The organism is Novosphingobium sp. ST904, from assembly GCF_001298105.1.
In the GTDB taxonomy this organism is placed as follows: Bacteria; Pseudomonadota; Alphaproteobacteria; order Sphingomonadales; family Sphingomonadaceae; genus Novosphingobium.
This window is the reverse complement of sequence record NZ_LGJH01000129.1, coordinates 1-21,907: the sequence shown is the minus strand read 5'-3', so window position 1 is coordinate 21,907 and position 21,907 is coordinate 1. Positions and strand designations below refer to the sequence as shown.

Sequence of the window (21,907 nt, the reverse complement as noted above, 5' to 3'; positions counted from 1 at the left end):
CTGAACGCCCGGTAAGGGTCGATTCATCCTTCGCGCCCGATGCAAACCTGCGGATTTGTCAAGATATGCGGGATGATGGAGCCTGCACCTACAGAAGGCACCTCAATCTGAGATATCACAGGGGCGAGCAAATGAACTACGCTTTATGGTCGACGAAGTTTTCGTCGATATGCAACAGGCGATAGGCCGATCTCGCGGCGGAAAGCGGCATGGAAGGCGCTGTCGCTGAGGTAGCCTGCCTGTGCTGCCACGGCGCTGACGGTCGTCGTGCTTGCGGCAAGCTGGCGCGCGGCCACCCGCATTCGCCAATTGGTGGCATAGCTGACCGGCGGCATGCCGACGCGGCGCGCAAACCGCTCGGCAAAGGAAGATCGTGACAGTCCTGCTAGCGAGGCGAGTTCGTCGAGCCGCCAAGGGCGTGCCGGATCCGCATGGATGGCATGCAGCGCCTTTGCGACCGGAGGGTCCGACAGGCCGCCGAGCCAGCTGGGGACCTCCGTCCTGGCACCGAGCTGGCTGCGAAGGGCCTGCACGAAGAGCAGGCGGATCATGTCGTTACACGCGGCTCGCGCGCCGGGTAGATTGCTTCGCCACTCGGCGTCGAGTTGGGCGATCAACCATCCCATCGGCGTTGTGGAGGCCTGCTCCGCGTCGATCAGCAACAGGCCAGGTAGCAGCGGCAGCAGCAAGTCCGCCTGGGCGTCGTCAAAGTTCACGCTCCCGCCGAGGATCTCTGTTTCCGCAGCCGCTCCTACCTGGCCACGAGTGGCATCATCCTCGAACACTAGCGATGCATCGATCGGCTGCAATGTCGGGGCGCTGGCCAGTACAAAGGGTGTGGCCGCCACCATGAAGCAACTTCCGGCCGACAACTGCCGGACGGAGCCTTCAGCCAAAATCCAGCAGGTGCCGGAGCGAACGACGTTGAACTTGACGTGCGTGGGCGAGAACCGCAGCGCCCATGCACCGCCCGCGGTGAAACGGACGGTGCATGCCGCGCGCGCTTGCACCAGACCAAGCACACCGGACAAGGGGTCTGCCGGCGCTTCCTGGACGATCACGACATGATTTCGGATGAATGAGGGTCGATCATCCGATCGCCTTACTTCAGAAATTGGCTCATGACGAGCTTGCAAGAACCCATCGGATCGCCCTTCGGCGCCGCCTCCACCGCTGGCGATGTACTCGCCGGCCTCGACCTTTCCGGCCGCACCGCCATTGTCACCGGCGGCTATTCCGGCCTCGGCCTTGTTACGACAAAAGCGCTCTGCAGTGCGGGCGCAGAGGTGATCGTGCCTGCGCGCGACCTTGAACGGGCCGAAGCCGCGCTCGCGGGTATCGAGCGGGTGGAAATCGCGCCCATGGACCTGATCGACGTAGCATCGGTTGCCGATTTTGCCAGTGCCTTCATCGCTCGCAGGCAGCCGCTTCACCTGCTGATCAACAGCGCAGGCATCATGGCCACACCCTTGCGGCGCGACGCGGCCGGCCATGAGGCGCAGTTCGCGACAAACCATCTCGGCCATTTCCGACTTACCTGCCATCTCTGGCCGCCTTGGCGCGCGAGGTGCCCGCGTCGTTGCCGTATCCTCGCGCGGACACCAGATTGCGGGTGTCGATTTCGAGGACATCGATTTCGAACGCCGCGCCTATGACAAATGGGCAGCCTACGGACAGTCCAAGACGGCTAACGTCCTGTTCGCCCGTGCTCTGGACCAGAGGGGCGAGGAGCAGGGAGTTCGCGCCTTCTCGCTGCACCCCGGACAGATCATTACCGATCTGGCACGGCATCTCTCGAAAGAGGAAATGGCAGGGTTCGATGCATTCGACGCGCAAGGCATGCCGATCATCGACCCTGCACGCGGCATGAAGACCGTTGAGCAAGGCGCGGCAACGGCCCTTTGGTGCGCTACGAGCCCGCTTCTTGAGGGCATGGGCGGCGTCTATTGCGAGGATTGCGACATCGCTGGCATCAATGCCGAAGAAACCGGCCGCAAAGGCGTGGCGCCTTGGGCTATCGACGATGAAGCCGCAGAGCGTCTCTGGTCAGTCTCCTCGCGATGGACGGGGTGTTCTTTCTAGACAATCGCAAAGCGATATTCGTAGGAATGGTAGTATCGTCGGGCGCGCGCAGCGCCTCTCACTCCAGCATTGGCACCTGGATCATCTGTTCCTCATGCTCGCTGCGCGCGCCACGGCTCGTTCTCGCCGTGGGCCGCGCGTCGCGATCATCTTGTCGACGTCTCGCGGCGGTAGGCGCTGGGTGTCATCTTGGCGGACTTGCGGAAGCTGGCGCTAAACGCCGAGGGGGTCTCAAACCCCACCTCGAGCGCGATCGCGATGATCGGTAACCCGGTGTGGGCCAGCAGCTCCCGGGCGCGGTTCATGCGCAAGGACGTGAGCCATTCATGCGGCGTCATGCCGGTCGCCAGCCGGAACGAGGTGGCAAAATGGAAGCGGCTCAGTTCGACGATCCCGGCTAGTTCGTCGAGGCTGATCGCGTGGTCGAGATGGGCGATCATGTAATCGTTGATCCGCCGGACCTGCCAATCCGCCAAACCCCGTCGCGGTGCGACAGCCTGTGCGGCGCCGAAGCTGGAGTGCGCGCGGATCAGCTGGGTGCACAGAAGATCCACCGCTTGCTCCACGAACAGCGAGCCCCGGCATCGGACGAGGCTGCTTCCTTGCCGAGGATCGCCATGATCTGCGCCGACGTCGGATCATCGAAGCAGTTCCGGCCGATCAGTTCGACGCGGTGTGGCACGGCCATCGCTTCCGCCGCCGACTGAAGCCGCCAATCCGGCAGGTAAACGTGCGAAACCTGGATCGGCCCTTCGACATCCCAGCGCCCGTCCTCGCCCTCCGGAATGAGGGTGATCGATCCTCGGCGCGTGCGCGATTCCACGCGCTTGCTGCCCTGCCGCCAGGTCGCCTGCTGGGCAGTGCCGTAGTACGTCATGACAACGTGGGTATCCAAGCCCGGAAGCGCTGCGTGGAGCGCGCCGTGGGTCCAGGGCCGGGTGAGCCGGGTGCCGCCGCGCAAATCCTGGTCGGCCAGCACCGGCGGCGTATCGAGGATATGCTCCATCTCCGCGCGTGTGGACGCGCGTTCGCCTGCTGACGGAACATTCGCTGTCTCGGACGGGGAAGCGGCCATCGTTCATCCTCGGCGTGTCGCCTGACACTATCCGAACGCCGTTCTGCATCAACCGCAATCTGGCGACAGTCGCCGCAACCCCGCGACAGAAGCGAACCGGGCAATCCCGTACATCTCTTCTCACAGGAGGCGCATGCCGCGCCCGACAGGAGGACAAGATGGACAGGAAGAAGATCACGATCATCGGTGGCACCGGCCTTGTCGGTGCGAAGCTGGCCCGGCTGCTCGCGGTGGCAGGGCACGAGGTCGTCGCGGCCTCACCCGGCACCGGGGTCAACAGCGTCACCGGCCTGGGGCTCGACGAGGCGCTGGCCGGCGCCGACATCCTCGTGGACGTATCGAATGCCATGTCGTTCGATCCCGCCGAGGTGCGCGCTTTCTTCGACGCCTCGGGCCGGAACCTCATCCGCGCGGCCGCTGCTGCCGGCGTGAAGCACCATGTGGTTCTATCCATTGTCGGTGCCGACCGCATGCCCGGCAACGGCTATTTCGACGGCAAGCTCATCCAGGAGCGGATAGCCGCCGGTTCCGGGCTGCCTTACACCATCGTGCGCTCGGCCCAGTTCTTCGAATTCCTGGCCGCCATCGCCGACGGATACACCGCCGATGGTGTCGTAAGGGTGAGCGGCGCGCAGTTTCAGCCGATCGCTGCCGACGATGTCGCCGCGAACCTCGCCTCGATCGCGCTGGAGGCACCTGTAAACGGCATCGTCGAGATCGCCGGGCCGGAACGCAGGCCCTTCGATCTCATCATCGGCCGCTATCTCAAGATGCGGGGCGATGCTCGCCGCGTCGAACGGGATCCCGATGCCGACTATTTCGGAGGCCGCGTCGACGATCTCTCGCTCGTCCCGCTCGGTCTCCATCGGCAGGGCAAGCAGGATCTCACCACCTGGATGAGCGCGCAGGCCATACCCACCGCCTGATGCCGCCCGAACTCTTCACAATCCGCTCGTGAAAGGACAGTCCCATGAAAACCCTGATTTCCACGCTCGCCATCGCCGCCGCCTTCGCGGCACTTACCCCAGTCGCCCACGCGCAGGCGCACGCCCACGATCACGCGGCGGCCCGGGAGACGGCTCCCTCACCATCGGGCGTCAAGGCGACGCTCGTCTACCAGCATGCGATCCCGGACGTCCCCGGCAAGAGCGTCAAGGGCGTACTCGTCGAGTATCAGCCGGGCGGCTCCAACGGATCGCATGTCCACGCGCGCTCGGCGCTCATCTATGCCACCGTCATCCAGGGCGCCGTCGTCAGTCAGGTGAATGGCGGGGAGATCCGCACCTTCAAGACCGGCGAGAACTTCACCGAACTGCCCGGCGACTTCCACAACATCAGCGCCAACGCCAGCAAGACCGAGCCGGCCAAGCTGCTCGCGGTCTTCATCGTCGACACTGACGATGCCGTCCTGACGACACCAGCAAAGCAGAACTGACCCGCACTCCCACCATCACGACACCGAGACATAGAAAGGATATGTCATGAACCGCCTGAACTGGTTTGAAATCGCTCCCGACGGCGCAAAGGCCTTGATGGGCGTCCACCACTACATCACCAAAGGCACCAGCCTGCCGGAGGAGCTCATCCACCTCGTCTTCCTGCGCGTATCCCAGATCAACGGCTGCGCCCACTGCATCGATCTGCATACCCGCGATCTGCTCAAGACCATGCCGATCGACAAAGTGGTGCTGGTGCCGGTGTGGGACGAGGTTCCTCATCTCTTCAGCGACCAGTATCGAGCCGCACTGGCGTGGGCCGAGGAAGTGACCAACCTCAGTGAAACCCATGCATCGGATGAGGCTTATGCAGCAGTCGCGGAGGTGTTTGAGGCGAAGGATCTCGTCGATCTTACATTAGTGATTGCCGCTATGAATGCCTTCAATCGGCTCGGCGCGCCGTTTCGCCTTCCCGTCGCCGCAAAGCCCTGATCCTGAAGGAAGGTTCAGGTCTTCGCATTGACTGACAGCAGATTAATCGAAACGCGAGAAGTTAAATGGTGGGAGGCAAGCCGCTCTTCCACCATTTTCTCTCAATTGGCGCACATTCCGAGCAAGGTTTTGTCAAAGAAGCTTGATCAACAGGTTCCAGTTGGGATGGGATATCTTTGGCGCCAGGCAATAGACTACTTCGGCCGGCCGCCTCGCAATAGCTGACGTTCCGCAGGTGGAGATTGCAAGTCTGGCGCTGAATGACCGGGAAGGGTCGACCGCGGAATCAGGACTGGCCTGCTATGGTTTTAGCAGAAAGGTCCGCAGTGGCGTCGATAGGCGCACCCGCCTCCTTCCGTTCAGAGTAGCGGTCCACTAGCTGCGCCGCATGCGGTCGCATCAACACCGTGAAGCGCACCAGCTCCTCCATCACATCGACGATGCGCTCGTAATAGCTCGACGCCCGCATCCGGCCATCTTCGTCGAACTCCTTGTAGGCCATCGCCACCGAGGACTGGTTGGGTATCGTGAACATCCGCATCCACCGGCCTAGCAGGCGCAGCGAATTGAGGGCGTTGAACGATTGCGAGCCGCCGGACACCTGCATGACTGCAAGCGTTCGCCCCTGCGTCGGCCGCATCCCGCGCATCTGGAGCGGGAGGTGATCGATTTGCATCTTCATGATGCCGCTGATCTGGCCGTGCCGTTCGGGGCTGCACCAGACCATGCCTTCCGACCACAGCGCGTGCTCGCGCAGCTCATGCACTGCCGGGTGATCGTCTCCCGCTATCTGATCGGGTAGCGGCAGATCGCTGGGATCGAAAATCCGCGTCTCGGCGCCGAAGAATTGCAGCAGGCGCGCCGCCTCTTCCACGGCGAGGCGTGAAAACGAGCGCTCCCGCAGCGAGCCGTAGAGCAGCAGAATGCGCGGAGGCGGTTGGTCCGGGCCAAGGCCAGCGGCGGGACGAGCCAGTGCGAAAGCCTTGTCCAAAGCAGGAAGATGATCGGGGGCGGCGAGTTCGCGCAGTCTCATGCGGAAATACCTTTCTCGTACCAGGGGCGGGTCCGCTTCACCAAGGCGACGATCGACAGCATCACCGGCACCTCGACTAGCACGCCCACGACCGTTGCCAGTGCAGCGCCGGAACTGAGGCCAAAGAGGCTGATGGCGGTGGCCACAGCCAGTTCGAAGAAGTTGGAGGCCCCAATCAGTGCAGATGGGCCAGCGACGCACCACGCCACACCGAAACGGCGGCTGAGCCAATAGGCGATGCCGGCATTGAGATAGACCTGAAACAGGATCGGCACGGCAATCAGCGCGATCACCAGCGGTTGCCGGATGATCTGCTCGCCCTGAAAGCCGAACAGCAGCACCAGAGTCAGGAGCAAGCTGGCAAGGCTGATCGGGCCAATGGCTGACAGGAAACGCTGAAGCCGCTGCTCGCCGCCGCGAAGGAGGGCTCGGCGGAGCAGTTGCGAGATGACCACCGGGACGACGATGTAAAGCCCCACCGACAGCGCCAACGTGTTCCACGGCACGGTAATCGATGCCACGCCCAGCAGCAGCCCCACTAGCGGCGCGAAGGCAACGACCATGATCAGGTCGTTCAGCGCCACCTGGCTCAAGGTGTAGTTCGGCTCACCGTCGACGAGGTTGGACCAGACGAAAACCATCGCTGTGCAGGGCGCTGCAGCCAGCAGGATCAGCCCGGCAATGTAGGACGACGATGCGCCTTGAGGTAGCATCGGCGCGAACAGATAGCCGAGGAAGAACGTGCCGAGCAGCGCCATCGAGAACGGTTTGATCGCCCAGTTCACCACGAGGGTGACGCCGATGCCGCGCCAGTGCTGCCGAAGGCTATGGAGCGCGCGGAAATCGACCCGCAACAGCATCGGGATGATCATGAGCCAGATCAGGCCCGCCACCACGAGGTTGACGTTGGCGATCTCCAGCGATGTGATCGCCTCGAAGGCGCCGGGGATCAAATGGCCGAGACCGATCCCGACTACGATGCACAAGGCCACCCACAGCGAGAGATAGCGTTCGAACAGCGACATGGTCGTCAGTCCTTCCCGGAAGGGACAGGCGCGGTCGCGGTGCCACCGCCCAAGGCGATCTGCATGTAAACCGTGTCGAGCCAGCGGCCAGCCTTCCAGCCCATGCCGGTCAGGCGGCCGACATGCTCAAAGCCGCAGGAGCCATGCAGCGCGACCGAGGCCGGTTCGCCGCCGCCGATAACGGCGACCATCTGGCGGAAGCCATAGGCGTCAGCGGCCTTCAGCAATGTCTTGAGCAAAAGCTTGCCAATGCCGCTGCCGCGCCGGTCGTGCGCCACGTAGATGCTGTTCTCGCAGGCATAGGCGTAGGCGGGGCGATCCCGGAACTGCGTGGCGTAGGCATAGCCGACCACTTGATCACCGTCGCAGGCGGCAAGGAACGGCCAGCCGCGGCCGGTCACCGTCAAGATCTTCTCTATGGTCTCGTCCTCGGTCGGTGGCACGACTTCGTAGGTCGCCGTGCCGTGAAGGACATGATGCGCATAGATGGCCGCGATGACCTGTGCGTCGTCGACTGTCGCGCGGCGAACTGAAAGGGTCATCGCCGGGTCGCTTTGACGACTTCGCCGTCTTCCTTGACGAAAGTGCCGCACTGCTCGGTGGGCAGGAGGTCCAGCGCTTCTTCGGAAGGGCGGCAGAGCTTCACGCCCAGCGGCGACACCACAAGCGGCCTGTTGATGAGGATGGGATGCTCTATCATTGCGTCGACCAGGGCCTCGTCCGTCAAGGTCTCGTCGCCGAGGCCCAGTTCGGCATAAGGCGTACCCTTCTCGCGCAGCAGAGCGCGCGGGGTGATGCCGGCCCGCGCGATGAGTTCCATCAGCAGCGCGCGGCTTGGCGGCGTCTTCAGGTACTCGACGACATGAGGCTCGATGCCCACATTGCGGATCATGGCCAGGGCATTACGAGAGGTCCCGCAAAGCGGGTTATGGTAGATCACGATATCGGTCATTGTTGCCTCTTCAGCAGCAGGTCAGTTCGGCCAGCAGCGGCTCGCACAGTGCGGCGCGCCCCTGGCAGCAATCCTTGGCCAGATAGATCATCAGTCCGCGCAGCGCGTCGAGGTTGGCGCGCTGGATTTGTTGGCGGCCACGCTTCTCGGAAACCACCAGGCCGGCCTTCACCATCACGGCCAGATGCGTCGAAAACGTGCTCTGGGTCAGTCCCGATGCATCTACTAATTCGCCGGTCGACAGGCCATCAGCTCATGTCGGATCAACAGGCGGAACGCATCGAGCCGCGTATGATGGCCAAGAGCGGAGAGTATCAAGAGTGCATCGCTGGTGTCCATGCATCGTAATTATCCGATGCAATCAAACCAGTCAACAAGCCATCGATAATTGCCGATGCTTTAATCGTCAGGCTTGAGGGCAGCTTGGGACCAATTGCGAAATGGAAGCTGGCATTCCGAGATTGGCTTGACGCGCGGTTGGAACGGAAAACCTCACCGTCTGCTCTGTGTATCAAAAATCGCCCCTTGAACGGCCAATTTGGGTCGCCTGCCGCCGAATAGGCGGGGAAAGGGCACGCTCACGTTCTCCCTTAGCGTGAGGCGCCCATTCCATCCAAGAGGCCACAGCCTCACTCCTCCGGCTCGCATCCTCGCGACGGCAGAAATCGGCGCCCCACGACCGCCATTCTGAGGATGCCGACCCAAGCTCACACGGTGCTGACCGTACCGCCATCTATGACAAATTCAGCGCCGTGGATCGCCCCTGCGCGATCCGAAGCCAAATAGGCGATAAGGTCGGCGACTTCGGAAGGCTCCGCCCCGCGGCCGATTGGAATGCCGCCGAGAGCCTCAAGGACTGACTGCCTCGCATCCTCGATTGTGCCGCCATTCGTGTCCTGCAGGCGCTCCAAGAAGCGGCCCGTCGACTCAGTCATGATCCAGCCAGGGGAGACGACGTTGACCCGCACACCCTTGGGACCAAGCTCCTTGGAGAGCGATTTGCTGTAGGTCCTGAGCGCGGCCTTGGCGGCGGCATAAGCTGTCGTCGATTCCGGCAATGGCAGCACGGACTGGATGGACGTGACATGCACCACGGCGCCGGCACCCTGTTCGATCATCCTGGGCACCAGCAGGCGATCGAGGCGGACGGTCGCCAGAAGGTTGAGGCTCAATTCCGCAAGCCAGTGTTCATCGGTCAAGGCAACGAAGCCGCCGCCCGGCGCGGACGAACCGCCGATGACATGCGCGAGAATGTCAATGCCGCCCAGGCGTTCGAGAGCAGCATCCGCCAGCGCCTTGCTGCCTTCCGGGGTCGCGAGGTCGGCCTGGACGAACTCCACTCCGTCGATGGGCTCCGGCGTTCCGCGCGCGGCGGTGATAACGCGCGCGCCTCCGGCCAGAAACCGGTCTACCGTGGCGCTGCCCGCACCTTTGGTGCGCCGCTGACGAGTACGCGCTTTCCTGCGAACTCGGTCCGATCAGCCTTGATCGTCATGCCGTGACCTCCACTGCCTTGATCGCATCGGCTTCGATCGCGAAGCAGTAGGTGAAGCGGATGGGACTACCGGGAAAGTCGCCATGGGCGGGGCCTTCGACGACGACCAGACCGTCTTCGCGGCGGATAGCATCCGGCGTGAAGATGGCTTTCACGGCGATGACCTCTTCCTCGAACAGGGTCCGGATCTGGTCGTGGCCTTCAAAGCGCTTCCCATTATCCAGGAAAGCCGCGTCAGCAGCAAACGGCTTGAGCATGGCGTCTGCATCGAGCCGTGCGTTGGCCGCGACATAGTCGGCGATGGGTTTGGGTAGTTCGATCGGCATTGCTACGCTCCTTGCGATGACGAGGAGAATTTAGCGCCGCACAATGATTGTGATAATCGGGCTAAACCGGCATGTGGCGTTGCGAAAGGCGGGACAATGTCGAAACACGGTTTGATCGAATTTGACGCTGTGCTCGCTATAGCACGGCGGGCATCGTTCCGCGCGGCAGCGCTGGAACTGGGGCTTTCCACCACCGCACTAAGCAATGCCGTCGGCAAGTTGGAAGGGCAGCTTGGCGTCCGACTGTCGCATTGCCTCGCCTGAAGCGCTCCCGGCAAACCTGCCGTTGCCTCATCTAAACTGCTCCCGGCATTGGCCGGGAGGGAACGATGCGGAAGGTGAGCATGGCGACGCGAAGGGAATTGATTGAAGCAGTCGGCGAGCGGTATCGCTCGGCTGATCGCGCGACCAAGGGCAAGGTTCTCGACGAATTCGTCGCGATCACAGGTTTCCACCGTAAGCATGCAATGCGACTATTGCGGGCGGAGCCGTTGATCAGGGAAACGACGCGACCGGAGCGCAGGATTTACAACGAGGCGGTGCGCGGAGCGTTGCTCGTGTTGTGGGAAGCCAGCGACCGCCTGTGCGGCAAGCGACTGCGCCCGCTTATCCCGATTCTGATCGAGGTGATGGAGGCCCATGGCCATCTTGATCTCGAGCCGGCGATCAAAGGAAGGTTGTTGCAGATGAGCCCGGCCACGATCGACCGTGCTCTGCGCATTGCGAAAGGGAACAGTCAGAAGGTCCGGCGTCGCGGCGTGGCAGGATCCGAACTTAGGCGCAGTGTTCCGATCCGAACATTCAGCGACTGGGGAGATCCGGCGCCGGGACATATGGAGGCCGACCTTGTTTCGCATAGCGGCCCGGTGGCGAAAGGGAGTTGGGCGTGGACGCTGACGTTGACCGATATCGCGACAGGCTGGACCGAATGCGCTCCGCTACTGGTTCGTGAGCAAACGCTATTGGTGGAGGTACTTAAGGAAGTGCGCAAGCTGATGCCGTTCCCGTTGTTGGGGTTCGATTCCGATAATGACAGCGTGTTTATCAATGAGACCGTGCGCGACTACTGCGCGGCGACGGAAATTGCCTTTACCCGCTGCCGCCCCTACCGAAAGAACGATCAGGCCTGGGTCGAGCAGAAGAACGGTTCGGTTGTGCGTCGTCTGGTCGCTATCGCCGGTTCGAGGGGCTGGAAGCAGCTGGGTTGCTGGCCGAGTTGTATGCAGCGGCCCGCCTGTTCGTGAACTTCTTCCAGCCTTCATTCAAGTTGGCGGAGAAGCGCCGCGACGGCGCCAAAGTCCACAAGCGCTATCACGCTCCCGCGACCCCGTTCCAGCGTTTGATGGATGACCCGCGGACCAGCGAGCAGACACGCGAACGGCTACGGGACCTCGCCGCCAGACTGGATCCGGTTCGACTGCTGCGAGATATCCGCACCGCGCAGCAGAAACTGGTGGTCCTGGCGACGCCGTCGTCTTGGCAGATCCAACCGAAACGTCACCCCACCCGCTGGGGGCGTTCCTCTCGAGCCTGAAAGTTTTATGGCAGAATGGTGAGGCGCGGCCCACGGCGGTTGATAAGACGCCGCGCAAGCGAGAGCGGCGCCGGCCAGATCCACTGCTTCAGGTTACCGACCAGTTGAGGGATTGGTTCGAAGACGAGCCTTGGCGTACCGGGCGGGAGTTGCTGGAGAAATTGCAGGCCGAGCAGCCGGACATCTACCCAGACGGCCTCCTGCGGACTATCCAGCGCCGACTGAAAGGCTGGCGTACCGAACACGCGCGCGCGCTGGTGTTCAACCACTCTTCCGGACTGGCCAACGCCGCGCCAGTCGACGCGGAAACCACCCTTACGGCCATGTGACGGATTGCCGTTCCGCCTCGCCTACGGCTCAGCTGCACGGCAATCCGTCACATGCAATGGCAATGATGCGCGAGGGCCTGTAAGGAACAATTACGTGAGGCAACGCTCGCGCCGTTCGGGAACGTTCCTTCGTGAGGCAACACGAATCATCATCCAGTTTGTCGCGCTACATGCTGCGTCTGGTTCTATTCAGTTCATTCGCATTGGTGCTCGCGACCCGTAAGGTTCACCGCAGTTCAATCGATCTCGACCGCGACAGCCTGAAGGGGCCATTTTACGCTCAATGCTATGCGATATCGCCGTTCGCGCTTCTGTTCAGCGGTGGAGTGAGCACAGCGGGGCACTCGCATCCCTACGTGCAGGTCGCGGGTGTCTTTGCACTTCTGAGTGGCTTCTTGTTTTATGGGGTCGTTCAGATTCGCTGGTTTCGGCAGGAACTCGACCAGTCGTTCCTGCGCTCATTCACCGACGCGTCGATAGGTATAATCGTGAGCGTTGCAATCACATTAGGCATCAGCGCTTTGTTCCGTTAGAGCAGTTCCCGAGGATGAAACTTAGCCACGTCGACCATCCTGTTGTGAAGATCCAAATCATGTCGCTGAGCGACCGGGCCTGCCAGTAGGTGAAGCGCACGAATGGCGGCTGTGCCGACGTTCGAACTCAAATCCGGACTGTCGCCTACCGGCCAGAGTTGGGCGTCCAGAGTGGGAAAGCGGTCCGTCCGGACCTGGCAACGAAAAACTGCCTGCCGAACGACCACAAAGGGTAGGTTTCGCTGGAATCAACCGCCGGCTCCTGGGACAAAACTGCCGTTTACGAGCGCCACCCCGAACAGTAGGTTCCGGATCAAGCAGCCGTTCGCCGGGCTGCAGCCGGCTAGCCAGCGGACGAGATGCCTGGCCGATTGCGGAACGACCGATCGGCGACGTGGAGCGATTTACCGGCAGAGTAAGGAGAGGCTCCCGCGGTGGAGTCGCTCAACAATGCCCCGAGCCGAGCTATCCTAGACAATTATTTTTCCTCGCTTAGACGCTGGGTCAACGACGCGTCGAACCGGTTAGCTAAAGCCTCGCATGCTCCGCGCGCGCGATAGCCATCCGGATCGCCGCGCAGCTTAGCCAGCTTTTCTTCCCCGCCGGATGCTCGGGGTGACCGGTAATGAGGATGTCACAAGGGAGCATGCGCATGGTTGCAAAAGACTGGTGAAACTTGCGTACAACTGCAGGATGTTCTGAATATCTGTAGGTTCCATCGGTCAGTGAGTTCAGGCTGGCAGCGAAGACGATGTCGGTACAGGTATGAACATCGCCCTCTGCTGACCTGGTACACGATGACCAAGACCAGCTCATGCTACCGGGCGTGTGGCCAGGTGTCGCGTGTGCGGTAACAACGACGTTGCCCAGCCGGATTCGCTGCCCATCACGTACTACAGTCACACGGCTGACAGATGGATAGGTGAATAGCGACGAGCGCTGGGGATCCTCGGCGCCGCTGCGTCCGGCGCGCAGCACCGGGGCGGCGGCAGCACTGGCCATCACTTTTGCCCCGCTGGCGCTGGCCAGAGCGGCTATTCCTCCGGCATGGTCATAATGCGGTTCGGTGCTGAGAATGTATTTTACATCCTGAATGCTGAAGCCTGCCGATTTAAGACTTGCCTCAACAAGTGGGGCGGCTTGTGGAAGTCCAGCATCGATCATGATTAGTCCATCATCGGTGACAATCATCACCACATTCAAATGCGTGAAACCTACCAGCCAAGTCGAACCGAAGATATTGATCGGCCCGGCAGGCACAAGCCAGCGAGGGGCGAGATCCACTGCAATAGGCCGAGTAAGAGCGTCGGCTGCGCGCGAAGCTGGCGGATTTGCATCTGCGCTTCGCGCAGCAGAACTTACCACCAAGGCGAGCGCAGAATTCGCGCCCATCCTGGCAAAGCATCTGAAGCTAGCCATCAAAGGGTGGTGAAGTGGCATCGCGCTGGCCCGTCCGTAGAATGCGCGCGGGACGAATGCCTCCGCATGATACGCATCTCGTGCGTATGACTTTCTGTGGTGTGTGAACGAAGCGTTTCTTGTTATTGCCCGAGCGGCGGCCAAACACCAGACGCGGGTCAGCGTTGGGCATTACGCACGAACCGCAGCAATTTCACAAGCTCAGGATTGGACGAACCTGGGTTTGCTCAGACATGACGAAGGACAGCTTCCAAGTGATGAACATTAGCCGCTGTCCGATGACAATGGGCGTCTTGCTGCCAAGCAGCTATCAAACTTGCGAACGACCGGAAATGTCGGGAGCGGAGGTTCGAAGGTCCGGGTCGGAAAGTCGTCTTTTGGTCGGCAGGCGACGCAGTTGAGCGGCAACTATCTCTGTATCTGCGCTCCAAACGCGACAGTCAGCAACCGGCCCGTTCAAGGCACCCAGAATTGCTAAGCTGCCGGTCCGCAACTGGGGCTCGAAAAATGACCGCTGAGAGTCCGAGAATGATGACGTGGACGGCTCTCCACCCCTCCCGCAAGATAACCTGCGGATGAGCCGGAAGGAGAGCCACGATGGGAACAGTCACGACGATTGGTTTGGACCTGGCGAAGAACGTGTTCCAGGTGCACGGTGTGGATGCCGATGGTGTAGCGGTATTGCGCCAGCGATTGACGCGCAGTCGCCTGCTGAAATTTTTCGCGAAACTGCCGCCTTGCTTGATCGGAATCGAGGCTTGCGCCTCATCACATTTCTGGGCGCGTCAACTCATCGCTCTGGGTCATGATGTAAAGCTGATGCCCGCGCAGTATGTGAAGCCGTACGTCAAACGCGGGAAGAACGATGCGGCGGACGCTGAGGCAATCTGCGAAGCAATAACTCGGCCGACCATGCGGTTTGTCGGGATCAAGTCACCAGAGCAACAAAGTGCCATGATGCTGCATCGTGTTCGCCTGATTCTCAACCGTCAGCGAACCCAGTTATCGAACGCCTTGCGGGCGCACATCGCGGAGTTCGGCATCGTCGCCCCGATCGGCAGGAATGGAATTGACCAGCTTCTCGATATTGTAGCTGATACAAATGATGCCCGACTGCCCGCAGAGGTGCGGACTTGCCTCGACATGCTGGCAGCCCAACTGCGCATTGTGAAAGAGCAGATCCTCGAAAATGATCGCCGGATCATGGCAAGTGCGCGAGAAACGGAAATCGGCCGGCGGCTGATGGAGATACCAGGCGTGGGGCCATTATTGGCAAGCGCGATCGTCGCGACTGTCCCAGATCCCTCGATCTTTCGCTCAGGCCGCGACCTAGCAGCGTGGATTGGTCTGGTACCTCGACAAAACTCCAGCGGAGGTAAGGAGCGCCTCGGTGGCATCACAAAGGCTGGACATCGTTATTTGCGCCAGATGCTCATCGTCGGCGCCATCGCGGTCATTCGCTTTGCTGAGCGCCATAAGTCAAAGCGGCCTTGGCTCGTGCAGTTGCTCGCGCGAAAGAAGGTGAAGGTTGCCGCCGTGGCGCTTGCCAACAAGAATGCCCGCATGATCTGGGCGATGATGACCAACGGCGAACGGTATCGCGAACCGCAGATTGCATAGAATATAGCGCTCAGCGCTTACGATGTTGGGAAGGGCGGACAGGAGCTAATGCACAAAGTCGGTTGAAACCGCCGGATCGGGAAAACCCATGTTTCGACCCAGCACCTCGAGTGCGCGAGAATGGTCGGGACCCGAGCCGCGCTAATGGCATTATGGCCAGCGGTAATATGTGCCGCACCAATAGGCCGGACACATGGCCGCACCAACCAACGGCGCAAAGCCCAATATGCCACTTGCCAACGGAGAGCCGTCCACACAGGGTCGACGGTGGAACCGGCTGCGACGCGCCCAAGGCAGTCGCTCAAGGTCCAAGGGCGCGTTCCCCAAACCGGCCATGCCGGAAATCACCTGTTTGTCGGCAGCGTTATTGGCCCGCCAGGCCCGCCGATTGCCGCATGACACCAGGCGGGATAGAGAACCGCCGTTTCTACGCTGTAACCAGATGCTTCCTGGCTCGCTCATCGCAGCATAACTTTCAACCGAGCCTTTCGCTCTTTCCAATCAGACTGGGCCGTTTCCTTGAGATGTTGCGCGCTCCGTCTGATTGCATCGGCGCTGGCTCCAGTCTGCTCCCTTGCACACAAGACCTCGCCAGTTCAAAGCCCGCGGCCTGAATCAAGGCATTTAAGTCGTTCAGCAGGCGCAATCGACCGCCTAGCTTTTAGCAGCAGAAGCCTCGCTATCGCGAGGTCCGCCGGGAGCAGATCATGACACGACTTAAAGACCTTGCCATCGAAGCGCATGGAGGCCTCGAGCGTTGGCAGCAGTTCGGGCAGGTCTCTGTCGATCTCGTGCAGGGCGGCGTTTTGTGGCCGCTGAAGGGACAGCCACAGACGCTCGAGCGGACGACCGTCACGGTCGGCCTCAAGAAGCAGTGGGCTTCGCACGCACCCTTCGGCGCCGACAATCGACGCTCTCGCTTCGAGCCGGGCCGCGTCGCCCTGGAGGCTGAGGACGGAACAATGCTCGAAGAACTGCTCGATCCGCGGGCAAGCTTCGCCGGCCATACGTTGCAAACACCGTGGACGGAGTTGCAACTCGCCTATTTCGCCGGTTGCGCCATGTGGACCTATCTGAACATGCCGTTCCTGCTCGCCTGGCCGGGAACCGAGACAGAGGAACTGGAGCCCTGGCCGACCGACGACGGCGACTGGCGCCGCCTGGCAGTACGATTTCCTGCGGAAATCGCAACGCATAGCACCGTGCAGACGCTCTATTTCGACGTTGAGGGACTGTTGAAGCGCCACGACTACGATGTCGAGATTGCCGGCAACACGCCCGGCGCTCACATCATAGAAGACTATGCGGAAGTCTCGGGTATCAAATTCCCGACGAAGCGCCGGATCTATGCCCGCCAGCCGGACGGCAGCTTCGGCACCGATCCGCTCGTCGTCTCGATCGACCTCTCAAACATCCGCCTCGGCTAGCCGCCGGCTCTGGCACAGTGCGGGGCTGACCCTGTGCATGCCCCTTCGATCAAGGTATACAGTTATGAAAGCTATCGGTTTCCGCTCCTCCCTTCCGGTCAGCGATCCAGCCTCCCTCGCGGACATCGATCTGCCACGGCCAGACCCTGTAGGTCGAGACATTCTCGTGCGGATCGAAGCCATATCCGTGAACCCGGTTGACACCAAGATGCGGATGCGGCCTCCGGCGGAACCGGAGTCCTGGAAGGTGCTCGGCTGGGATGCCGCCGGCACCGTCGAGGCGGTAGGGCCGGAAGCGACCCTATTCGCGCCGGGCGACACCGTGTTCTACGCCGGGGCGCTTGGCCGTACGGGAACGAACGCCGAACTCCACCTGGTGGATGAGCGGATCGTTGGCAAAAAGCCCGCCTCGCTTAGCTTCGCGGAGGCCGCCGCCCTGCCGCTAACCGCCATCACGGCCTGGGAGGTCCTGTTCGACCGGCTCGACATCCGCAAGGCCGTGCCGGGCGCCGCGAACGCGCTCCTGATCATCGGCGGCGCCGGCGGAGTTGGATCGATCACGACGCAGCTCGCCCGCAAGCTCACCGATATCACGGTTATCACGACGGCTTCGCGCCCGGAAACAGCCGAATGGAGCCGCGGCCTCGGCGCGCACCATGTCATCGACCATTCAAAGCCGCTCTCGGCGGAAATCGAACGGCTTGGGATCGGACAGCCGGCTTTCGTGTTCTCGACCACCAACACCGATCAACATCTTATTGAGATCGCTAAGCTCATCGCGCCGCAGGGCCGTTTCGCCCTGATCGATGACCCAGCGTCGCTGGACGTGTCGCTATTCAAGGTGAAGAGCGTGTCAACGCACTGGGAGTTTATGTTCACTCGTTCGATGTTCGCTACGGCCGACATCGCGAAGCAAGGGGCGCTGCTCGACGAGGTGTCGAGGCGGGTCGATGCCGGAACGCTGAAGACCACCCTGGCTGACATTTTCGGGACCATCTCGGCCGAAAACCTGCGCCGCGCCCATGCCCTGATCGAAAGCGGACGTGCGAAGGGCAAGATCGTGCTCGCAGGCTGGCCGGCCCCCGGCGCGGGCTGGCGGGAAAAAGTGCCGCCCGAATGCCGCAGATAGTAGCCAAGGCTGCGGGCACGTCCATCGCGCACTGGAATCGGTACTTCTCGGCACGGGGGCTAGAGGGCGGCGAGCGGCCCGGCATCATTGCGAATCGCCCTCGGAACCTCGCCATGCACTCGCGCAAACGCGATACGCATCCGCTCCCGATTGGCAAATCCCACCTCGCGGGCGATGACCTCGATCGGCAACCGGCTCTGCTCCAGCATCAGCTTCGCGGCCTCGAGTCGCAGCGCCTCGATCGCCTTGGCCGGCGTCGTGCCGGTTTCCGCGCGAAAGAGCCGCGTGAACTGTCGCGAGCTGAGGCAGGCCGCCTCGGCAAGATCGTCGATCGTCAGGCTTTGGGCGAGGTTCTGTCGGGCGAAGTTCAGCGCGCGCTGGACCCTGTCCTCGTTGGCGCCGAGGTCAAGCAATGTGGAATGCTGCGACTGTCCGCCCGGGCGGCGATGGTACATCACCATGCCCTTCGCGACCGAGCGGGCGACCTCGACTCCATGGTCGCGCTCGATAAGGCCGACGACGAGGTCGGTTCCCGCCGTCATGCCGGCCGATGTCCAGATCGGGCCGTCCGCGACGTAGATCTTGTCCATGTCGACCTGGCAGCCCGGAAACCGGTCCTGCAGAGTCTGGGCGTAACGCCAGTGCGTCGTGGCGCGCGGCCGTTCAACAGGCCGGCGTCTCCGAGGATGAACGAGCCGAGGCAGATCGCCGCGACGCGGCGGGCGTCAAGCGCGGCGGCGCGAAGGAGACGAACGAGACCCGGCGAGGATGTTGGAATCTCCAGGCCCGCAGCGACGATCAGCGTGTCGTAGGGCGTGTCATCGAGCGCTTCCGTCATGACCTGCATGCCGGATGTGGAGGCGACCAGTCCGCCTTCCTCCGAGAGCACGCGCATGTCGTAGAGCGTCTTGCCGGCTTGCTTATTGGCCACGTCGAACGCCGCGACGGCTCCGAAGCAGACGGGTTGGAAACCGGGGCACAGGACGAGGCCGATCTTCATGCTTTCTCCGAAAACTTTGTCTCCGCCGGAAAATAGGTGCTTCGGCGGTGGCTCGCCATGCCCATGGCCGGAATGATGGCATCTGCGTCCTCTCGGCGCCGCAACGCCCCTGATAGCCATCCCTCAGTTGTCAGTCACAGGAAACCGCATGTCACTCGAAACCGCAAGGACCGATCATCTCGACGCCGACGGCGTACGCTACGCTTACCGGCGCCTCGGCTCCACCGCCGGAACGCCGCTCGTTCTGATGCAGCATTTTACCGGGACGATGGATGCCTGGGACCCGGCCGTTGTTAACAGTCTCGCCGAGACGCGGCCCGTCATCGTCTTCGACAACCGCGGCATCGGCACCTCGACGGGAACAACACCCGACAGCGTGGAGCAGATGGCGGCGGATGCCGAGACGTTCATACGCGGGCTTGGCCTCTCCAAGGTCGATCTTCTCGGCTTCTCCCTCGGCGGCATGCTCGCTCAGGTCCTCGCCGGGCAGCACCCCGGATTGATCCGCAAGATCATCATCGCCGGCGCGGCGCCGCGAGGCGGCGAGGAACATCTGCTCGCCGTCGTGGAGGACGCGTTTGCGAAGGACGCGCCGGATGTGCGCCTGCCCTTGTTCTTCACGCCCTCCGAAGAAAGTCAGCGCGCGGGCAAGGCATTCGTCACCCGGGCAACCGCGCGCACGCAGGACCGTGACCCGGACAGCGGTGACGATGTCAGCGAGCCGCAGGCGAAGGCGATAATCGGCTGGTGCGCCGCGAGGGATGAAGGCGATATGGCGCTGCGCGCCATCGGGCACCCCGCGCTCATCGTACATGGCAGCGACGACACGATGTTTCCCAGCATCAATGCCTACACCATGTTCAAGGCGATGAAGAACGCGCAACTCGTCCTTTATCCGGACTCTGGCCATGGCGCGCTGTTCCAATACCCCGAGACGTTCGTCGCCCATTGCCGAACCTTTCTGGACGCGTGAGGAGAAAACAGATGCGCGATCTTCAGCAGCAGGTGATCGAAGCTCATGGTGGCCTTGAGCGGTTCCGGCGGTTTTCCTTCCTGACAGCCAGGCTCCACCAGTTCGGCATTCTCTGGGATCTGAAGGGCCGGCCGGACACGCTTACCCACGCCGAAGTGCGGGTGAACCTGCGAAAGGAGGAGGTCTCCCACTGGCCGTTCCACCCGACGCATAACCGATCGCGTTTCACGCCGGACGAGGTGACGATCGAGACGCCGGAAGGCGATGTGATCGAGAGGCTCACGCAGCCGCGTGCAAGCTTTGCGGGATTCGCGATGGAGACGCATTGGAGCGATCCGCAACTCGCCTATTTCTCGGGCTATGCGATGTGGACCTACCTGACCTCGCCCTTCATCCTCGCGCAGCCGGGCGTCGTGGCGGAGGAGATTGCGCCCTGGTTGGAGCAAGGCGAAACCTGGCGCCGCCTGCGGGTGACCTTTCCCGCGACCATCGCCACCCACAGCAGCGAGCAGACCTTATACATCGGTCCAGATGGCCTGGTGCGTCGCCACGACTATGAGGTCGAGATCCAGGGCGATAACGCGGCAGCGCGCTATCTTCTCGAACCAGTAGTGGTCGAGGGTATCGTGCTGCCCTCCAAGTTTCGGGTTTATCCGCGCAATCCGGACAACACACCCGCCGCCAAGCCCCTCATCGTCGGGGTGGATCTTTCGGATTATCGATTTGAGTGACGCTGCTCGCCAAGGCGACCCGCCATCATCCGACACATTCGAAACTGGAGTTTCTTTCATGCCCACTCTCAAACTCGCGGACGGCACCGAGATTTTCTACAAGGACTGGGGTCCCACGCACGCACAGCCGATCGTCTTCCACCATGGCTGGCCGCTCAGTGCGGATGACTGGGACGCACAGATGCTGTTCTTCCTGTCCCACGGCTATCGCGTGATCGCCCATGACCGGCGTGGGCATGGCCGCTCGACCCAGACCGACACCGGCAATGACATGGACACCTATGTCGCCGATGTCGTGGCGCTCACCGACCATCTCGATCTCAAGGACGCAGTCCATATCGGCCATTCGACCGGCGGCGGCGAGGCAGCGCGCTATGTCGCCCGCGCCAAGCCTGGCCGTGTCGCCAAGGCGGTGCTCGTCGGTGCGGTGCCGCCGATCATGGTGCAGTCCGAGAAGAATCCGAGCGGCACCCCGATGGCGGTGTTCGACGGTTTCCGCGAGGCGCTCGCCGCCAACCGAGCGCAGTTTTATCTCGATGTGGCGAGCGGTCCCTTTTATGGCTTCAACCGTCCGGGCGCGAAACTCTATCCGGGCACGATCCAGAACTGGTGGCGGCAGGGCATGATCGGCGGAGCCAAGGCACATTACGACTGCATCGCCGTCTTTTCCGAGACCGACTTCACGCAGGATCTCCGGGCGATCGATGTGCCTACGCTGGTGATGCATGGCGATGATGACCAGGTCGTGCCGATTGCGGCCGCCGCGGAGCTGTCGATCAGGCTGTTGAGGCATGGTCAGCTCAAGGTTTACAAGGGGTATCCCCACGGCATGCTGACCACGCACTCTGATGTGCTCAACCCCGACCTGCTCGCCTTCATCCAGGGCTGAACGATCGCCCTCATCGAAATGGAGAAATCTCATGACCAGTTCCAAGGGCGTCGCTCTCGTTACCGGGGCATCGGCCGGGATTGGCGCAGTCTATGCCGACCGTCTCGCGAAGCGTGGTCACGACCTCGTCCTCGTTGCGTGCGATTTCGCGCGCATGGCGCAGCTAGGCGAGCGGCTCCGCAGCGAAAACGGAGTCGCCGTCGAAATTATCCCGGCAGACCTCACGCTGGACAGTGACGTCACCAAGATCGAGCAGCGCCTCGCCGTCGGCGACCGTCGATGCGCCGGTAAACCTGGACCTTTCCGCCGTACGCATCCGCTAGCTGACGCGGAGCTGCAGGAAGTCAGGCAGCGATTTCCTGTGTGAGCTGCTGCTGAGCGGTCTTCCAGTGCCAAGGGAGGAGTTC

General features: G+C 62.1%; 24 protein-coding genes and 3 pseudogenes. 14 read left to right on the top strand and 13 right to left on the bottom strand.

Features of this window, described 5'->3' with window-relative positions:
* Positions 1-143 precede the first annotated feature (143 nt).
* Entirely contained in the window at positions 144-1,061 is a 918-nt protein-coding gene (locus ADT71_RS31995; RefSeq protein ID WP_054436082.1) for an AraC family transcriptional regulator, read from the bottom strand.
* Between the two features lie 60 nt (positions 1,062-1,121).
* Here ADT71_RS31995 and ADT71_RS33245 point away from each other — a divergent pair, with 60 nt between their 5' ends.
* Entirely contained in the window at positions 1,122-1,655 is a 534-nt protein-coding gene (locus ADT71_RS33245; protein ID WP_231635711.1) for an SDR family NAD(P)-dependent oxidoreductase, read from the top strand.
* Between the two features lie 573 nt (positions 1,656-2,228).
* Here ADT71_RS33245 and ADT71_RS31990 read toward each other — a convergent pair.
* Together ADT71_RS31990 and ADT71_RS31985 are read right to left on the bottom strand one after the other, a co-directional pair.
* Positions 2,229-2,636, bottom strand: coding sequence for a helix-turn-helix domain-containing protein (locus ADT71_RS31990; protein ID WP_197282948.1), 408 nt, complete (start codon positions 2,634-2,636; stop codon positions 2,229-2,231).
* Complete coding sequence (locus tag ADT71_RS31985) at positions 2,612-3,157, bottom strand: hypothetical protein (protein ID WP_197282947.1); 546 nt, start codon at positions 3,155-3,157, stop codon at positions 2,612-2,614. Before ADT71_RS31985 ends, ADT71_RS31990 begins: the two co-directional genes overlap by 25 nt.
* Positions 3,158-3,315: 158 nt before the next feature.
* On the opposite strand from ADT71_RS31985, the gene ADT71_RS07870 reads away from it, so the two are divergent.
* Genes ADT71_RS07870 through ADT71_RS07860 form a run of 3 tightly spaced genes read left to right on the top strand, consistent with a single transcriptional unit; the run spans position 3,316 to position 5,085 of the window.
* Positions 3,316-4,083 (top strand): SDR family oxidoreductase, encoded by a 768-nt coding sequence (locus ADT71_RS07870; protein WP_054436081.1) that lies wholly within the window; start codon positions 3,316-3,318, stop codon positions 4,081-4,083.
* Between the two features lie 44 nt (positions 4,084-4,127).
* On the top strand, positions 4,128-4,592 hold the full coding sequence (locus ADT71_RS07865) for a cupin domain-containing protein (protein WP_054436080.1): 465 nt from the start codon (positions 4,128-4,130) through the stop codon (positions 4,590-4,592).
* Positions 4,593-4,638: 46 nt separating this feature from the next.
* Positions 4,639-5,085, top strand: a complete 447-nt coding sequence (locus ADT71_RS07860; RefSeq protein ID WP_054436079.1) for a carboxymuconolactone decarboxylase family protein — start codon at positions 4,639-4,641, stop codon at positions 5,083-5,085.
* Positions 5,086-5,371: 286 nt separating this feature from the next.
* On the opposite strand, the gene arsH is transcribed toward ADT71_RS07860, so the two are convergent.
* From arsH to ADT71_RS07825, 7 genes and pseudogenes are all read right to left on the bottom strand, one after another.
* Positions 5,372-6,118, bottom strand: coding sequence for an arsenical resistance protein ArsH (gene arsH / locus ADT71_RS07855; protein ID WP_054436078.1), 747 nt, complete (start codon positions 6,116-6,118; stop codon positions 5,372-5,374).
* Positions 6,115-7,143, bottom strand: coding sequence for an ACR3 family arsenite efflux transporter (arsB, locus tag ADT71_RS07850; RefSeq protein WP_054436077.1), 1,029 nt, complete (start codon positions 7,141-7,143; stop codon positions 6,115-6,117). The genes arsH and arsB overlap by 4 nt, the downstream gene beginning before the upstream one ends.
* A gap of 5 nt (positions 7,144-7,148) precedes the next feature.
* On the bottom strand, positions 7,149-7,685 hold the full coding sequence (locus ADT71_RS07845; protein WP_054436076.1) for a GNAT family N-acetyltransferase: 537 nt from the start codon (positions 7,683-7,685) through the stop codon (positions 7,149-7,151).
* Positions 7,682-8,095: an arsenate reductase (glutaredoxin) gene (arsC, locus tag ADT71_RS07840; RefSeq protein ID WP_054436075.1), complete on the bottom strand. Its 414-nt coding sequence runs from the start codon at positions 8,093-8,095 to the stop codon at positions 7,682-7,684. Before arsC ends, ADT71_RS07845 begins: the two co-directional genes overlap by 4 nt.
* A 10-nt stretch (positions 8,096-8,105) precedes the next feature.
* A pseudogene (locus tag ADT71_RS07835) lies at positions 8,106-8,434 on the bottom strand (ArsR/SmtB family transcription factor).
* Between the two features lie 368 nt (positions 8,435-8,802).
* Positions 8,803-9,474: an SDR family oxidoreductase gene (locus tag ADT71_RS07830; protein WP_231635715.1), complete on the bottom strand. Its 672-nt coding sequence runs from the start codon at positions 9,472-9,474 to the stop codon at positions 8,803-8,805.
* 112 nt (positions 9,475-9,586) lie between these two features.
* Entirely contained in the window at positions 9,587-9,916 is a 330-nt protein-coding gene (locus ADT71_RS07825; RefSeq protein WP_054436074.1) for a nuclear transport factor 2 family protein, read from the bottom strand.
* 96 nt (positions 9,917-10,012) lie between these two features.
* Between ADT71_RS07825 and ADT71_RS30180 the strand changes: the two are divergent.
* From ADT71_RS30180 to ADT71_RS07815, 3 genes and pseudogenes are all read left to right on the top strand, one after another.
* A pseudogene (locus tag ADT71_RS30180) lies at positions 10,013-10,162 on the top strand (LysR family transcriptional regulator); the annotation flags it as partial.
* 83 nt (positions 10,163-10,245) lie between these two features.
* Positions 10,246-11,779 (top strand): annotated as a pseudogene (locus ADT71_RS07820) (transposase family protein).
* Positions 11,780-11,910: 131 nt separating this feature from the next.
* The gene (locus ADT71_RS07815) at positions 11,911-12,312 is read left to right on the top strand and encodes a hypothetical protein (RefSeq protein WP_132470078.1); all 402 of its coding nucleotides are present in this window, start codon (positions 11,911-11,913) and stop codon (positions 12,310-12,312) included.
* A gap of 528 nt (positions 12,313-12,840) precedes the next feature.
* On the opposite strand, the gene bla is transcribed toward ADT71_RS07815, so the two are convergent.
* Entirely contained in the window at positions 12,841-13,596 is a 756-nt protein-coding gene (gene bla / locus ADT71_RS30175; RefSeq protein WP_165913357.1) for a subclass B3 metallo-beta-lactamase, read from the bottom strand.
* 732 nt (positions 13,597-14,328) lie between these two features.
* Here bla and ADT71_RS07810 point away from each other — a divergent pair.
* From ADT71_RS07810 to ADT71_RS07800, 3 genes are all read left to right on the top strand, one after another.
* Positions 14,329-15,351, top strand: coding sequence for an IS110 family transposase (locus ADT71_RS07810; protein WP_054436072.1), 1,023 nt, complete (start codon positions 14,329-14,331; stop codon positions 15,349-15,351).
* Positions 15,352-16,058: 707 nt separating this feature from the next.
* Complete coding sequence (locus ADT71_RS07805) at positions 16,059-16,778, top strand: hypothetical protein (protein WP_054436071.1); 720 nt, start codon at positions 16,059-16,061, stop codon at positions 16,776-16,778.
* Positions 16,779-16,842: 64 nt separating this feature from the next.
* Entirely contained in the window at positions 16,843-17,907 is a 1,065-nt protein-coding gene (locus ADT71_RS07800; protein ID WP_054436070.1) for a zinc-binding alcohol dehydrogenase family protein, read from the top strand.
* 59 nt (positions 17,908-17,966) lie between these two features.
* On the opposite strand, the gene ADT71_RS33240 is transcribed toward ADT71_RS07800, so the two are convergent.
* Complete coding sequence (locus tag ADT71_RS33240) at positions 17,967-18,449, bottom strand: GlxA family transcriptional regulator (protein ID WP_231635710.1); 483 nt, start codon at positions 18,447-18,449, stop codon at positions 17,967-17,969.
* A complete protein-coding gene (locus ADT71_RS33235) occupies positions 18,446-18,907 on the bottom strand; it encodes a DJ-1/PfpI family protein (protein WP_231635709.1) in 462 nt (153 codons plus the stop codon). The genes ADT71_RS33240 and ADT71_RS33235 overlap by 4 nt, the downstream gene beginning before the upstream one ends.
* Before the next feature lie 148 nt (positions 18,908-19,055).
* Between ADT71_RS33235 and ADT71_RS07790 the strand changes: the two genes are divergently transcribed.
* The 4 genes from ADT71_RS07790 to ADT71_RS07775 are packed head-to-tail and all read left to right on the top strand — an operon-like array spanning position 19,056 to position 21,867.
* A complete protein-coding gene (locus ADT71_RS07790) occupies positions 19,056-19,880 on the top strand; it encodes an alpha/beta fold hydrolase (protein WP_054436069.1) in 825 nt (274 codons plus the stop codon).
* An 11-nt stretch (positions 19,881-19,891) separates the two neighbouring features.
* Complete coding sequence (locus tag ADT71_RS07785) at positions 19,892-20,611, top strand: hypothetical protein (RefSeq protein ID WP_054436068.1); 720 nt, start codon at positions 19,892-19,894, stop codon at positions 20,609-20,611.
* A 58-nt stretch (positions 20,612-20,669) separates the two neighbouring features.
* On the top strand, positions 20,670-21,500 hold the full coding sequence (locus ADT71_RS07780) for an alpha/beta fold hydrolase (RefSeq protein ID WP_054436067.1): 831 nt from the start codon (positions 20,670-20,672) through the stop codon (positions 21,498-21,500).
* 31 nt (positions 21,501-21,531) lie between these two features.
* Entirely contained in the window at positions 21,532-21,867 is a 336-nt protein-coding gene (locus ADT71_RS07775) for an SDR family NAD(P)-dependent oxidoreductase (protein ID WP_054436066.1), read from the top strand.
* Positions 21,868-21,907: the final 40 nt, after the last annotated feature.